The 14015-nt window shown below is 40.0% G+C and carries 16 protein-coding genes and 1 pseudogene; all 17 read left to right on the forward strand.

Annotated elements, in window-relative coordinates:
* Nucleotides 1–39 precede the first annotated feature (39 nt).
* The 17 genes and pseudogenes from rpsM to XEN7305_RS27125 all read left to right on the forward strand — a co-directional run bounded on the left by rpsM (nucleotide 40) and on the right by XEN7305_RS27125 (nucleotide 14012).
* Entirely contained in the window at nucleotides 40–423 is a 384-nt protein-coding gene (gene rpsM, locus XEN7305_RS24860; RefSeq protein ID WP_006512311.1) for a 30S ribosomal protein S13, read from the forward strand.
* A gap of 40 nt (nucleotides 424–463) precedes the next feature.
* Nucleotides 464–856, forward strand: a complete 393-nt coding sequence (gene rpsK / locus XEN7305_RS24865) for a 30S ribosomal protein S11 (protein ID WP_006512312.1) — start codon at nucleotides 464–466, stop codon at nucleotides 854–856.
* Between the two features lie 107 nt (nucleotides 857–963).
* The gene (locus XEN7305_RS24870) at nucleotides 964–1953 is read left to right on the forward strand and encodes a DNA-directed RNA polymerase subunit alpha (protein WP_006512313.1); all 990 of its coding nucleotides are present in this window, start codon (nucleotides 964–966) and stop codon (nucleotides 1951–1953) included.
* A 19-nt stretch (nucleotides 1954–1972) separates the two neighbouring features.
* Nucleotides 1973–2323, forward strand: a complete 351-nt coding sequence (rplQ, locus tag XEN7305_RS24875) for a 50S ribosomal protein L17 (protein WP_006512314.1) — start codon at nucleotides 1973–1975, stop codon at nucleotides 2321–2323.
* Nucleotides 2324–2342: 19 nt separating this feature from the next.
* A complete protein-coding gene (gene truA / locus XEN7305_RS24880; RefSeq protein ID WP_006512315.1) occupies nucleotides 2343–3176 on the forward strand; it encodes a tRNA pseudouridine(38-40) synthase TruA in 834 nt (277 codons plus the stop codon).
* Between the two features lie 42 nt (nucleotides 3177–3218).
* Nucleotides 3219–3674, forward strand: a complete 456-nt coding sequence (gene rplM / locus XEN7305_RS24885) for a 50S ribosomal protein L13 (RefSeq protein ID WP_006512316.1) — start codon at nucleotides 3219–3221, stop codon at nucleotides 3672–3674.
* Nucleotides 3674–4087 carry a 30S ribosomal protein S9 gene (rpsI, locus tag XEN7305_RS24890; RefSeq protein WP_006512317.1) on the forward strand — a complete coding sequence of 138 codons (414 nt, stop codon included), beginning with the start codon at nucleotides 3674–3676 and terminating at the stop codon, nucleotides 4085–4087. The genes rplM and rpsI overlap by 1 nt, the downstream gene beginning before the upstream one ends.
* 40 nt (nucleotides 4088–4127) lie before the next feature.
* A complete protein-coding gene (gene rpmE, locus XEN7305_RS24895) occupies nucleotides 4128–4367 on the forward strand; it encodes a 50S ribosomal protein L31 (protein ID WP_006512318.1) in 240 nt (79 codons plus the stop codon).
* A 78-nt stretch (nucleotides 4368–4445) separates the two neighbouring features.
* Complete coding sequence (gene prfA, locus XEN7305_RS24900) at nucleotides 4446–5558, forward strand: peptide chain release factor 1 (RefSeq protein ID WP_006512319.1); 1113 nt, start codon at nucleotides 4446–4448, stop codon at nucleotides 5556–5558.
* A 40-nt stretch (nucleotides 5559–5598) separates the two neighbouring features.
* On the forward strand, nucleotides 5599–6771 hold the full coding sequence (locus XEN7305_RS24905; RefSeq protein WP_006512320.1) for an anhydro-N-acetylmuramic acid kinase: 1173 nt from the start codon (nucleotides 5599–5601) through the stop codon (nucleotides 6769–6771).
* 41 nt (nucleotides 6772–6812) lie between these two features.
* Nucleotides 6813–7250: a hypothetical protein gene (locus XEN7305_RS24910; protein ID WP_006512321.1), complete on the forward strand. Its 438-nt coding sequence runs from the start codon at nucleotides 6813–6815 to the stop codon at nucleotides 7248–7250.
* Nucleotides 7251–7271: 21 nt separating this feature from the next.
* Complete coding sequence (locus XEN7305_RS24915) at nucleotides 7272–8807, forward strand: serine/threonine-protein kinase (RefSeq protein ID WP_144053363.1); 1536 nt, start codon at nucleotides 7272–7274, stop codon at nucleotides 8805–8807.
* Nucleotides 8808–8834: 27 nt separating this feature from the next.
* Nucleotides 8835–9305, forward strand: coding sequence for a chemotaxis protein CheW (locus tag XEN7305_RS27120; RefSeq protein ID WP_006512323.1), 471 nt, complete (start codon nucleotides 8835–8837; stop codon nucleotides 9303–9305).
* Between the two features lie 90 nt (nucleotides 9306–9395).
* Nucleotides 9396–9605, forward strand: a complete 210-nt coding sequence (locus XEN7305_RS24925; protein ID WP_006512324.1) for a hypothetical protein — start codon at nucleotides 9396–9398, stop codon at nucleotides 9603–9605.
* Nucleotides 9606–9927: 322 nt separating this feature from the next.
* Complete coding sequence (locus XEN7305_RS24930) at nucleotides 9928–11505, forward strand: GAF domain-containing sensor histidine kinase (protein ID WP_006512325.1); 1578 nt, start codon at nucleotides 9928–9930, stop codon at nucleotides 11503–11505.
* 234 nt (nucleotides 11506–11739) lie between these two features.
* A pseudogene (locus tag XEN7305_RS30450) lies at nucleotides 11740–12462 on the forward strand (phosphoadenylyl-sulfate reductase); the annotation flags it as partial.
* Between the two features lie 644 nt (nucleotides 12463–13106).
* Nucleotides 13107–14012, forward strand: a complete 906-nt coding sequence (locus XEN7305_RS27125; RefSeq protein ID WP_006512327.1) for a calcium-binding protein — start codon at nucleotides 13107–13109, stop codon at nucleotides 14010–14012.
* Nucleotides 14013–14015 lie beyond the last annotated feature (3 nt).

Genomic DNA, 14015 nt, shown 5'->3' on the forward strand with positions numbered 1-14015 from the left:
AGTATTTTGTAAACCAAAGAAAAACAGGAGAGTCAAAACGTGGCACGGATTTCCGGCGTCGACCTTCCCCGTGACAAGCGCGTAGAAATCGGGCTTACTTATGTCTTCGGGATTGGTCTGTCTCGCGCTCAGAATATCTTAAAAGCAACAGGAGTCAATCCGGACACTCGGGTTAGAGAGCTTTCTGACGAAGATGTTGCCAAATTAAGGGCCTATGTCGAAGATAACTATCAAGTTGAAGGTGACTTGAGAAGATGGGAAGCAATGAACATCAAAAGGTTAGCCGACATTGGTACTTATCGTGGTCGTCGTCATCGGATGGGGCTACCAGTAAGAGGGCAAAGAACTCGCACTAATAGTCGAACCCGTCGCGGTAGAAAGCTTACTGTTGCTGGCAAGAAAAAACCTCCAGGTAAAAAATAGACTTTAAATTACTTAGTTCAATTGATATTAGTAAATTAACATGGCGCAACCAAAGAGAAGAACCGGGCCAAGAAAACAAAAAAAGAACATTCCTAACGGTGTAGCTCATATCCAATCTACCTTCAATAACACAATTGTGACTATTTCCGATAGTCGGGGAGATGTCGTTTCCTGGTCTTCTGCAGGGGCAAGCGGCTTTAAGGGCGCCAAAAAAGGTACTCCTTTTGCCGCTCAAACAGCGGCGGATAGTGCGGCGAGAAAAGCTATGGACCAAGGAATGCGTCAGCTAGAAGTTATGGTGAGCGGCCCTGGTGCAGGTCGGGAGACAGCCATTAGAGCTTTACAAGCAGCGGGATTGGAAATTACCTTGATCCGCGATGTAACCCCAATTCCCCACAATGGATGCCGTCCACCCAAGAGACGTAGGGTATAAAGGGTATAACTTTAATGGCAATAGTTAGGATTAAGCAAAAAAAAGTGGTTTTCGCTTGCTCTGAAGGTTACTGGAAAATTGCTTTTTTAAAGAACGGAGGTTAGTCTGTGGCGCAATTTCAAATTGAGTGTGTAGATTCGAAAACACAAAAGAATCAGCATCAGTATAGCAAATTTGTTCTTGAACCTCTAGATAGAGGTCAGGGTACTACTTTGGGGAATGCTCTACGGAGAGTTCTGTTATCTAATCTCGAAGGCACTGCCGTGACTGCGATTCGTATTGGTGGCGGCATGGCAAAGGATGGTAACAAGCAAGAACATAAATTTGGTTTTGCTACTCATGAATTTGCCACGATTGAGGGGGTTAGGGAAGATGTTTTAGAGATAATTCTCAATATGAAGGAGATTGTCCTCAAAAGTTATGCTGCTCAACCTCAAATCGGTCGGCTGACGGCTACGGGGCCTGGGACAGTAACGGCTCATCATTTTTCTTTGCCTTCAGAAGTAGAATCTATTGATCCCAATCAATATGTTGCCACCTTAGCAGATGGGGCTTCTTTGGAAATGGAGTTTCGGATCGAAAAAGGCAAAGGGTACCGAGCAGTTGAGAGAGGTAAAGAAGAAGGTAGCTCACTGGATTTTTTACAGGTAGATGCTGTCTTCATGCCGGTTACCAAGGTTAACTACAGCGTTGAAGATGCCAGAATAGATGGTTCAACAATTAAAGAACGGCTAGTCTTGGAGATTTGGACCAACGGCAGCATTAAGCCTGAAGAGGCCCTATCTCAAGCAGCATCTACGGTAGTAGAATTATTTAACCCCCTCAAGGATCTCACTCTAGAAGAAATTCAAGAGGATTATCAAGAAGATGAAGATCCCACTAGCCAAATTCCCATCGAGGAACTACAGCTTTCAGTGCGGGCATACAATTGTTTAAAACGAGCACAAATCAACTCAGTTGCTGATTTATTAGACTATACCCAAGAGGATCTCTTGGAAATCAAAAATTTCGGTCAAAAATCAGCTTATGAAGTGATTGACGCTTTGCAACAACGTCTGGGTATAACTTTATCCCAGGAAAAATCAGGTAAAAGCTAAGGCAAACAAATCAAGAATCATGCGTCATAGATGTAAAGTACCACAATTAGGACTCCCAGCGGATCAAAGAAAAGCTTTGCTGCGCTCTTTGGCCACCCAAATTATTCGTCATGGTCAAATTACCACGACAAAAACTCGTGCAAAAGCAGTGAGAAAAGAGGTGGAAAGAATGATAACTTTAGCTAAAGACGGTTCTTTAGCTGCTAGAAGAAGAGCATTGGCTTATCTTTATGACAAAAAATTAGTCAGCGATCTTTTTAATGAAGTTAAGGAGCGCTATAGTGATCGCGAAGGCGGTTACACTCGGATTGTCAGAACCAAGCGTCGTCGTGGAGATAACGCGGAAATGGCAATTATCGAGCTAGTTTAAGCTAGATGATGAATGGATGATGGCAGGGTCTAAAACACAGGAAAATCTCTCATCACCAAGAGTTGCTCTAGTAATTCAATATCTAGGGACTAATTATCATGGCTGGCAAAGACAACCTCAAGTCAAGACCATACAAGCAACTATCGAAGATGTGATCGCATCTGAGGTAGGGAGTAAAGTCACTATTTATGGTGCCGGGAGAACTGATGCTGGAGTTCATGCCGCGGCACAAGTAGCTCACTTTGAATACTCAGGTCCGATTCCTGCCTCCAAATGGGCCAAGATTGTCAATGCCAAACTGCCAGATGATATTCTGATTCGCTCTTCCGCGGCGGTGTCAAGTGATTGGCATGCCTGCTTTTCTGCCCTATGGCGACGTTATCGTTATACCATTTATACAGATAAAGTAGCGAATCTGTTTCTCAATCAAGTGAGCTGGCATTATTACCATGCCCCTTTAGATGAATTATTGATTCAGCAAGCCCTAGAAACTCTATTAGGTAAAAATAATCTAGCAGCTTTTAGGCGGACAGGTTCTGGAAGGAAGCATTCTTGGGTTCATGTTCAAGATGTCAAATGTCATCGCCAAGATGCCCTACTGCAGTTGGAAATCCAGGCCGATGGTTTTTTGTATGGCATGGTGCGACTTTTAGTGGGTATGTTGGTTGAAGTGGGAGCGCGCAAGCTTTCTTTAAGTAACTTCATTCAAATCTGGAAAAATCAACAGCGGGAAGAAGTTAAATATTCGGCCCCAGCCAAAGGACTCTGTCTGTTAAGGGTTGGTTATCCAAAATTTCCCTTTACCGAGAATTTATGGTTTGACACCCAACCAAAGTATGTCCTAGCTCAATAAATTGTTATAGCAGAAAATCTAAATTTACCAATTCCTAAGAAAATGACTAAAACCGCTTTACCAACCCCCGAAACCTTAGATCAAAAATGGTATGTAGTCGATGCTGCGGACCAACGTTTAGGTCGTTTGGCAACAGAAATTGCCATGATTTTACGAGGTAAAAAGAAACCGAGTTTTACTCCTAATATGGACACCGGAGATTTTGTTGTTGTCGTTAATGCCGAAAAAATAATAGTTACTGGTAGAAAACCGCAACAAAAACTTTATCGCCGTCATTCTGGAAGACCGGGTGGCATGAAACAGGAGACTTTTGAGCAACTGCAAAAGCGCATCCCAGAAAGAATCATCGAGAAAGCAGTGAAAGGAATGCTCCCGAAAAATGCTTTGGGACGAAAGCTTTTCACTAAACTAAAAGTTTATGCTGGTGCTGAGCATCCCCACGGAGCACAACATCCCGAAACGCTAACTATTAATACTATTCCCAAAGGAGCTAACTAATGCAAGGAACTGAAAATCAAGACCGCGTTATGTATTGGGGAACAGGCCGTCGCAAATCTGCGATCGCTAGAGTGCGACTAGTCCCTGGAGAAGGCAAAGTGATAGTGAATAAAAAGCCTGGTGAAGATTATTTTAATCGTATTCCTGGGTATATTCAAAGACTCAAGGCCCCTCTAGAAACTTTAGGTTTTGAGAGTGAATATGACATTTTAGTCAATGCCCATGGTGGAGGACTAAATGGTCAAGCGGACGCGGTTAAATTGGGAGTTGCTAGAGCTTTATGTCAGCAGGACCCCGGTAATCGCCAACCATTAAAAACCGAAGGTTATTTGACTCGGGACCCTCGTTGTAAGGAACGGAAAAAATACGGTTTACACAAAGCGCGGAAAGCACCTCAATTCTCAAAACGTTAATTTTTTTATACAATATATATTAGGCGATCAAGGAAAAATCATGCCCAAACCAGATATCCATCCTACTTGGTATCCTGAAGCTAAGGTCATCTGTAATGGTCAGGTTGTAATGACTGTTGGTTCTACTCAACCTGAAATTAACGTTGATGTTTGGTCGGGAAACCACCCTTTTTATACTGGCACTCAAAAAATTGTCGATACCGAAGGGCGAGTTGATCGTTTCTTGCGGAAATATGGCATGCTTGAGACCAGTGACGAAGATTCCAATAAAGAAAAATAGCTTTTTAATTAAATTTATCGACCCAGTAGCCAGTTTTATGGTTGCTGGGTTCTTTGTATATTTACGGGTAATCGAACAATGGCTGAAACTTATTTATTAGAAAAACTTAAATCTGTCGAGCAAACTTTTGAGGAATTAACTCGTCGCCTAGGAGATCCTGATATTGCGACCAATCCCGAAGAATTGCAAAAAGTTGCTAAAGCTCGTTCTTCCCTAGAAGAAACTGTTAATACCTATGAGCAATGGAAGCAATCTACAGAAGAGTTGGCAGAAGTTAAAGAGATTTTTAAAGAAGCTGCCAGCGATCCTGAAATGAAGGAAATGGCAGCTCTGGAGATTGCTGAACTGGAGGAAAAAATACCCCAATTAGAAACACAGCTCAAGGTTTTACTGTTGCCGAAAGATCCTAATGATGACAAAAATATTATGTTAGAAATTAGAGCTGGAACTGGGGGAGATGAGGCTAGTATTTGGGCGGGTGACCTAGTGCGAATGTACTCAAGATATGCTGAAACACAAAACTGGACAGTTAAACTCCTAAGTGAATCTCTGGCGGATATGGGAGGATTCAAAGAAGCGATCTTAGAAATTCAGGGGCAATCTGTTTACAGCAAATTAAAATTTGAGGCGGGGGTACATCGGGTACAAAGGGTTCCTTTAACTGAGGCAGGGGGAAGAGTTCACACTTCGACGGCCACCGTGGCAATTATGCCAGAAGTTGATGATGTAGCAGTTAAAATAGATCCTAAAGATATTGAAATGAAAACTGCTCGTTCTGGCGGTGCGGGAGGACAAAATGTCAATAAGGTAGAAACCGCTGTCGATTTGATCCATAAACCAACGGGAATTCGTATTTTTTGTACCGAAGAGAGATCGCAATTGCAAAACCGCGAACGAGCAATGCAGATTTTACGGGCTAAATTATATGAAATTAAGCTAGCAGAGCAACAAGAAGCAGTAACTTCGATGAGAAGATCTCAAGTGGGAACGGGAGCACGCTCCGAAAAAATCCGAACCTACAACTATAAGGATAATCGCATTACTGATCATCGATTGGGGAAAAATTTTGCTCTTGCAAATTCTTTAGAAGGGGATATTGACAATATTATTGAGTCTTGTATCTCTCAAGATCAACAAGAAAGATTGGCCGAACTGGCAAATTCACCTGACACTGCCGATATTCTGAACTAGTATTTGGTCAAAGATGGATTTATTGACAAACTAAGTAGATATGAAAGTCATTGGCTTAATGAGTGGTACTTCTGTAGACGGGATAGATGTAGCCTTAGTCGAAATCACTGGAACAAAACTCGATCTACAAGTAAATTTGCTGGCAGGAACAACTATTGACTACCCTTTAGGTTTAAGAACCGAAATACTGGAAGTTTGTGGCGGAAAAGCTTTATCTGTTGAGAAACTAACTCAATTAGATGATGCGATCGCAAATCAGTTTGCTTTAGCAGCCCAAGATATTCAAAACAACTCAAGCAAAGCTGAATTGATTGGTTCTCACGGTCAGACGGTTTATCATCAACCACCAATTAGTGCGATAGCGAAGCAGGAAAATCAGCATAAGATACATATAGGCTACAGTGTGCAACTAGGAAGAGGGGCCGTGATTGCCAATGCGACCGGGCTCCCCACTGTAAGCAATTTTCGCGCAGCTGATATTGCCGCAGGAGGACAAGGTGCACCCTTAGTCCCCAAAGTAGATGCCTATTTACTTTCCCATCCCCATAAGTATAGAGCAGTCCAAAATCTGGGAGGGATTGGCAACGTCACCTTAATACCACCAAATAACAAGTTAGAATGGGAGCAAGAAGTTTCGGGTTGGGACACCGGGCCGGGTAATGTATTGTTAGATTTAGCAGTTCAACAGCTGACTAATGGTAGTAAAGCCTATGATCATAATGGTCAATGGGCAGCCCAAGGTACTCCTAATTTTAAATTAGTTGATCAGTGGCTAGAAAATAATTTTTTTCAACAAGCTCCTCCCAAATCCACTGGCCGAGAATTGTTTGGACCAGCATATCTAGCAGAATGTTGGCAGGATGCCCAACAAGAAGAACTTAGTCAGGCCGACTGGTTAGCTACTTTAAGTGAACTGACAGTGGCCTCAATTATTCATAGTTATCAAAACTTTTGTCCACAAATGCCCGAAGAAATTTTACTTTGTGGTGGGGGCAGCAGGAATTTGTATCTGAGACAACGCTTACAAGCTGAGTTAACATCGACAAGGATATTCACAACAGATGAGGTGGGACTTGATGGAGATTACAAAGAAGCGATCGCCTTTGCGATTCTAGCTTATTGGCGTTTTCATTGTTCAATCCCGGGAAATTTAACCCAAGTTACAGGAGCTAAAAAGCCAATGTTATTGGGAGAAATTCACCTGCCCCTTTAATTGACTATTACTAATTACCTCCGCGCAGCGGCACTAATTTTGTGACTCATAGCTTTTTACTAAGACCCGGAACCTGGAATTTTCAGGGTAATTTCTCCGCACAAAACCAGTTGCCTTTAGCCGTTCAAGGCTTTATGAATATTACTTGGAAAGAAGACAACTGGTTCAAAATTGTGAGCGAACTATCATTTGAGGACCAAGGTAAACCTAAAATAATATTCAAATCTAGAGGTCATTTGGATATGGAGAGAAAATCTTATACTTATGTTCTACAACATAGTCTTTTGGGCAATATAGAAGGGGAAGGTTGGATTGGTTCCCAATCTATCGTTCAATATTACTGGATTGTTGCTGAAAATCAGCATCACACTGGTTTTGACACTTTCTCTCGTATTAGTGATAATACTTATGCTCTGACTAGCGTGGTTTTGGACCGTCACAACCTCAATAGTATTATGGAAGCTACTTTAAGCATCTAATTTAACGTCCCAGATATGAGTATGAATAGAGATCCTAGTTATGGTCGTTTACTCGCCAATCGCTATCAGCTTGCCGAATTAGTCGGTGAAGGCGCAATGGGGCGTGTTTATCGTGCCAAGGACACTGTACTGGGAGGTGTAGTCGTCGCAATTAAGTTTTTATCCCAGGCTCTACTTAACCAAAATATGCGAGATCGCTTTGAAAAAGAAGCCACAATTTCCGCATTACTAGGAGAAAAAAGCAATCATGTTGTCAGGGTGAAAGATTATGGAGTAGATGAGAACAATATTCCTTTCTACGTTATGGAATATCTTTCTGGGGAAAGTCTCAGTGATATTATTCGTTATCAGCCTCTTTCTTTATCCAGATTTTTAATCTTAACTCGTCACATATGTTTGGGCCTAGAATCAGCGCATCAAGGAATTCCCTTTAGTGGTGAACTTTGTCGGATCATCCATCGAGATATTAAACCAAGTAATATTATTGTAATTCAAGATCCTACGGTAGGAGAATTAGCTAAGATTCTTGATTTTGGCATTGCCAAGTTAATTTTAGCTAATGCCTCTCAAACTCAATCTTTTATGGGAACCCTAGCCTATTGTTCTCCTGAGCAAATGAAAGGCCAACAATTAGATAATCGTTCTGATATCTATAGTTTAGGGATTATGATGTATGAAATGCTGACTACAGATATGCCAGTAATGCCCCAAAACTCTTCTTTTGGTGGTTGGTATCAAGCTCACAATGAATTTCAACCAGAACCCTTTAAATCTCATTTAGGTCTTCCCAACGCTCTGCAAAACTTAGTGATGGCTTGCCTGGCAAAAGCAAAGGAAGATAGACCCCAAAGCATTAGAAACATTTTACAAGAGTTAGAAGAATTAAACCAAACACCTAAGGTTCCTGCCACAACACAATCTTCCCAGGTTGAAAATCCACCATCAACTCAAAAAGTAAACTCAGGTCAAGAGCAAACTGTTAAAGGGACACCTTCTCTGACTGAAATTTGTCTACAACATGCTTGGCCAAAAGACAAACCAGTTAAGAAGATAGTTTTTGCCCAGGTACTGCAGTCTCCTTTAGGAGAAATTCCTGTACTCTCGGTCATGCTTGATAAAACAGATATCGTTAATCGAATGTCTAGCATTCGCTATAATCAATTCCTGTTTTTAAATTATCCCCATCCCATGTTGTTATGGATCACACTGCTCTATACTAAAAAACATGGTCCGCGTTGGCTCCCGTGCTATCTAGACCTCAAATCCCATAAGGGCCAACAGTTAAGTCGTGCTCTAGCTAGCCTGGGTTCTTATCGCATTCTTTTTTTCGCTCTTGATCACCCCGAGCGGTGTCAACATGTCAGCACATCGAATATTGATCCTCAAAATGCTAATATGCTTGAAAAATGGGCAGGTATCGGTAAATCAAGCAAGACATCAGGATATCCTCAAGCTTCGAAAGAAATCCTTAAAGGAGAATTAGAACAACTGAAGCCAAAGATTTTATTAAAACTCGAAGCTGTTGAAACCAACTTCTCAGGAGATTTTTCTGGGTAGCTTTTAAAAGTTTAATCCGTATTTCCCATGCAGGCAAAACCCACTATATCTCAATTTCTTAGTTTTTCTCTGACTGCTCAGTTGCAGGCCATGCTGCCGACAGAGGATTTGGGAGAAATCATCAAAATCGATCCTAGCCAAATAGTCCCTATATTTGATCTTTTACCCTCTATAATGGGAGTTTATAACCATCGAGGAGATGTACTTTGGGTTGTCGATTTAGCTTTGTTACTGGAATTAGAACCATTGTATAAACAGAATTACTATAATTCCCACAATGTACTTCTAATTAAAAAACAAAATAAAATTTTGGGATTAGCAGTTCGTCAGGTTGGACAGTTAGTTCTATGTAAAAAAGGGCAAATTCATCATAGCGCCATCAAGGAAACGACCTCAAAACTATCTTTATGTTTAATGGGGGAAAAAAGTAATCCTCAAGGGAACACCATTCTGGCTTTGGATGGAGACCAAATTGTTCAATTACTGACCCAAATCTAGAAGAAAAATTAGTTAATAGTTTCCTCGATTCCATTGCAGATAAAATTATCTCAAGGTAAGTTAATTAAATATCAAAAGGAATCCTTGAAAATGACTATTTGGGTAAATGAACAAATCGACTCTTGTGGAATTGTTTATTCTTGTATTGCTTGCTGTAACGAAGAGGTAGCACGAGAATGTCATCTCCACTGGCAAAACAACCTGACATCAGAGCAAAACAAAGAAGGCTGGACTGCTAAACTGCGTACTGTCAAATCCTGGGATGAGGTTCCGGTAAATGCCTTAAAACTTAGCTTTTAACAGACAAAGTCAATATGCTTTTGAATTACATATTATTTTTTGATTCTAACCTAAATAAAAAATTAAAAATCATTACATATAAAGATAGTCTGAGACTTTTATCGAATATCATTTTGGGTAATCTATACTGGGAATGTTCGTTTGAAGGTTTTTTCGGGAACTTTAGTTATAACAAGCTAAGGGAGACTTTAATTATAGTTCTCTTTAAATTTACATAAACGAATTTAATTTTAATGTACATTTTAATTTAATCTACTTAGAAGAGAATCATTCGTCAACCTACGCTCCCAAAGCAGAATCCCCTAACCCCGATGATGAATCAGTGATACAAGTGCAAGCAGTAGATTTAGGGATCAAAGTCCCCAAAATGAACAAACCAGGAAACCGACTCTTTTGTCGTTTAGATGGTATTACTCCGACCGCTAGAGCCCAAAGAAGGTGTATGGCGTTGAACCGTTTGGGTTTATTAAAATCGGAGGCTGTGCCTGTTTTTGAGGAAGCAACGCAAACAGCTTCGAATTTTACGGAAGCTCCCATCTGCATTCTTGGGTTAGCCGTAGAACAAGAGCTGTGGTTCAAGTCCGCATTTGGTTTATCGACAATTGGTTTGATGAATCAATTAGCTTCCTATCGAAAAATTAGCTTGGAAGAGTCTTTTAGTACCTATGTTATTGATAGTGAGCAACCCTTAGTGATTGAAAACACTATTAGTAATGGAGTTTTTGCCAGAAGCAATCTAACGCAACATTATGGAGTAAGAGCCTATCTTGGAGTTCCTTTGATTAGTTCTGAAGGTCTATGTATCGGAACATTAGAAGTCATGGATGTAGAATCGCGGCAGTTTAGCTCGAAAGATATAGACTTCTTGGCTTTAACCGCTCGGTGGTGCTTAAGAGAATTTGAACGGGATTATGCTCTTAAATCTCAACAAAAGCAAAATCATCCAGAAAACCAGAATAAAGTAGCTTTAAATGTTATTCAGCAGCCAGAGTGGGAAACTGGTGTGGAGATCAATGGGGGGGGCTCTAATCTTTCTGATGGTTCATCTAATAATGTTGATTCTACTAATCTAATAAAGGTTAAATTGCTGGCTCAACTTACCCAGGAGTTGAGAACTCCACTAACTTCTGTGATCGGTATGGCTAGTGTATTAAGAAGGGAAGTGTATGGTCCTTTAACAACTAAGCAAAGAGAATACCTTGAAATTATTCATAATAGTGGTCAAAATTTGATCTCACTGGTAGATGAGATTGTTAATTTAGGAGTTTTGGGCAATCAAGAAGCTAAAATAGTTGCATCCTCCGTTGATCTAGAAATGCTTTGTCAGCAAGTCATTAATGGCTTGGGGGATACCGCAAAACAACATCAACAGAATATTCGCTTGTCCGTAGAACCAGGAAACCGTATTTGGTCTTTAGATAAGGATAAAGTCAAACAAGCTCTATATTATCTGATAATAAGTGTTTTAGAAATGTCGGAATCTGGTGGGGAAGTCAGAATTCATGTTTCTCGACGCAATCGAGCTCTGAATATTGCTGTTTGGCTTTCTCACCCTTGGTTGGGAGATGGATTGCCACAGGTAGAATTTTATTCTCAATCGGTTACTAAAGCCTTAGCAATGGCAGATGTTCAAGGGGAAGATAGTCTTAGTTCTGGGATGAGTGATGTTTTATTGGGAAATCGGGTTTTAACCGCATCAGCTCTCATGGAAGTCATTAATAGTGAAAAGAAACAGCACACCAACCAGGATAAGATTTCCCGCGACGTTCTAGGGTTGCTATTTTGCTGTCACCTAACGGAACTTCATCAGGGCAAAGTAATTGTTCAAGGAGCATCTGAATCGGGCTATCGCTATATTTTACAATTACCGAAAATTGATTCAGAAGGTCACAATGATTAAAGCCCGCGTTCTTGCTCGTTAAACAGGGTTTTTCGAAGATTATGTTCCATGGAATCTAAAATGCACAATAGATGTTGAATAGATTTTAAAGCTATTATTTTGATGCTATCGACACTATCCGAAACCTTGGTTAGAATCAGGCCATTAGTATTCTGTAACTATAGAATGGATTTTAGATAAGTTCGGTATTAATTAAAAGTTTCTATACTCATAATCCGATTTTATTGAAACAATATGATTAGTGCCTCCAGAGAAAACTCAAAACTTAATTCAAGCTTAATTAATCAAAAATTAGATGATTCTGAAGCTATAAAGTTAGTTAAATGGAGCGATAGCGTTTTTCGTGGTCATCTGATTATGACTACCAGTTTTGGGATTCAATCTGCCGTTATGTTACATTTGGTGACCAGATTAATACCAAATATTCCTGTTGTCTGGATTGATACAGGTTATTTCCCCAAAGCAACCTATCAATTTGCCGAGGAATTAACTCAAAGATTAAATTTAAACCTCAAGGTCTATCAGTCACATATGTCTCAGTCCCGAATGGAGGCTTTATATGGAAAGCTTTGGGAACGGGACGATGTAGAAGCTCTCAATCGTTATGACTATATTCGCAAAGTTGAACCAATGCAACGCGCGCTAAAAGAGCTCGATGTTAAGGGTTGGTTGGCAGGTTTACGTAGTAATCAAACACAACATCGCCAAACATTGGGCAAATTTGCGAAGCATGGAGATATCTATAAGATTCATCCTATTTTAAATTGGCATTCAAAGGATATATATCAATATCTAACAACTCATAATTTGCCTTATCATCCCTATTTTGATCTTGGTTATGTTACAGTCGGTGATTGGCATTCTAGTCGTCCTCTAACTGCCGATGATAATCATGAGAGGGATACTCGTTTTAATGGGAGAAAGCAGGAATGTGGTCTTCATTTAGCTCAAAATTCTTCGGCAGAGTCGAACCCAATAGCTAAAACAACTGGAATTTATGAGGAAAAAGCTGAGAATAGGGAATCTCAAAAGTTTTATTCTCAAGACTTGGATTTTCTTGCTTTGACAGCTCAATGGTGTTTGAAAAAATTGGAATCTATTAGTACTGATGCCGATAGTCTAATAAAAATTGAGTTATTGACTCAAATTACCGAGGAACTAAAAGTTTCGATAAAATCTGTCAATAGTACTGAGGAATTGCCAAAAGAAGAGGTTGCAGATATTGCGAATGAAGAAGAGAAAAAATATTTTGATATTATTAATGACAGCACAAAAAATCTCATCTCTCTAGTAGATGATATTCTCAATCTAGCACCAACTGAAAATCAAGATATTCTAGTTGAGTCATCGCCCATGCCATTAGAAGCGATCTATGAGCAAGTAGTACATAGTTTAAATTCTATTAAGGAATTATAATTTGATAGCTCATAAATACTTAGCTAAATTGTAATGCGATATCTGTATATTCTTTTGACATAAAAATTTATTCTAATCTTCATCAGCATAATTATTTTTGTTTGAGATAATTGAAAATAAAAAATAAAGTTTTATGGCTTGTTTGTCTGGCATGACAAGTCGGTTTATCGATTTTTTTAATCTTTATGAAAATAGTCGGCACATTGAACGCAGATCTGTTGCAGGGGAATAGCGAAGACAATCTTCTAGAAGGCTTGCAAGGGAATGACACCATCTTTGGCGGATCGGGAAATGATACCATTTTGGGACAAAAGGGGGATGATCTTCTTGTCGGAGAGTCAGGATTTGATGTTATCCAAGGGGGAAATGGTAATGACACAATATATGTCAAAACTACAGAAGTAAAGTTATTTGCCACTGCAACTTCTGAATCTAATCTTGCCTATGGCAATCAAGGGGACGATCGCATTTTTGGGTCTGAAGGCAACGATACAATCTATGGCAATCAAGGCCAAGATGTGATCGTAGGGATGGCGGGAGATGACTCTCTCTATGGGGGATTGGGAGATGACACTATTTCCGGAATTAATGGTCGTAATCGTATTTTTGGCGGGGAGGGGAATGACTCTTTAGTCGGTGGCAATGGCAAAGACATTATGGCTGGCGGTCATGATGATGATACGATCCGCGGAGGCAGACAAAATGATACTCTATTGGGTGGTAATGGCAATGATACTCTCGATGGAGAAGGCAATGATGATGTCTTGGTAGGAAACAACGATCTTATTGAGCCGAGTTCAAATAATCAGGATGTCTGGACTGGTGGAGCAGGGAAAGATTCTTTCCAATTGGGCAACGAGGATACGGTATTTTATCAGCAAAATGCTGAATCGGATTTGGCAATTATCAAGGATTTTACCAGTGAAGATAAAATAATTTTACATGGCAGCCCAAGTGATTATCTAATTGCTATTAATGGCAGCGATTCAGAAATTTATTCCGGTTCTACTGAGAAATTGGAATTGATTGCTAAAGTGGAAAATAATACTAATTTAGATTTGAATGAGGCTTATTTTGACTTTAAGGAATAGCTT

The organism is Xenococcus sp. PCC 7305, from assembly GCF_000332055.1.
In the GTDB taxonomy this organism is placed as follows: Bacteria; Cyanobacteriota; Cyanobacteriia; order Cyanobacteriales; family Xenococcaceae; genus Xenococcus.

Excerpts from the sequence above, each read along its gene's own strand:
- rplM (WP_006512316.1), top strand. The coding sequence starts at position 3,219 with ATGACTAAAACCGCTTTACCAACCCCCGAAACCTTAGATCAAAAATGG.
- XEN7305_RS24925 (WP_006512324.1), top strand. The coding sequence starts at position 9,396 with ATGACTATTTGGGTAAATGAACAAATCGACTCTTGTGGAATTGTTTAT.
- XEN7305_RS27120 (WP_006512323.1), top strand. The coding sequence starts at position 8,835 with ATGCAGGCAAAACCCACTATATCTCAATTTCTTAGTTTTTCTCTGACT.
- rpsK (WP_006512312.1), top strand. The coding sequence starts at position 464 with ATGGCGCAACCAAAGAGAAGAACCGGGCCAAGAAAACAAAAAAAGAAC.
- truA (WP_006512315.1), top strand. The coding sequence starts at position 2,343 with ATGGCAGGGTCTAAAACACAGGAAAATCTCTCATCACCAAGAGTTGCT.
- rpsI (WP_006512317.1), top strand. The coding sequence starts at position 3,674 with ATGCAAGGAACTGAAAATCAAGACCGCGTTATGTATTGGGGAACAGGC.
- prfA (WP_006512319.1), top strand. The coding sequence starts at position 4,446 with ATGGCTGAAACTTATTTATTAGAAAAACTTAAATCTGTCGAGCAAACT.
- XEN7305_RS24905 (WP_006512320.1), top strand. The coding sequence starts at position 5,599 with ATGAAAGTCATTGGCTTAATGAGTGGTACTTCTGTAGACGGGATAGAT.
- XEN7305_RS24915 (WP_144053363.1), top strand. The coding sequence starts at position 7,272 with ATGAATAGAGATCCTAGTTATGGTCGTTTACTCGCCAATCGCTATCAG.
- XEN7305_RS27125 (WP_006512327.1), top strand. The coding sequence starts at position 13,107 with ATGAAAATAGTCGGCACATTGAACGCAGATCTGTTGCAGGGGAATAGC.
- rpmE (WP_006512318.1), top strand. The coding sequence starts at position 4,128 with ATGCCCAAACCAGATATCCATCCTACTTGGTATCCTGAAGCTAAGGTC.
- rplQ (WP_006512314.1), top strand. The coding sequence starts at position 1,973 with ATGCGTCATAGATGTAAAGTACCACAATTAGGACTCCCAGCGGATCAA.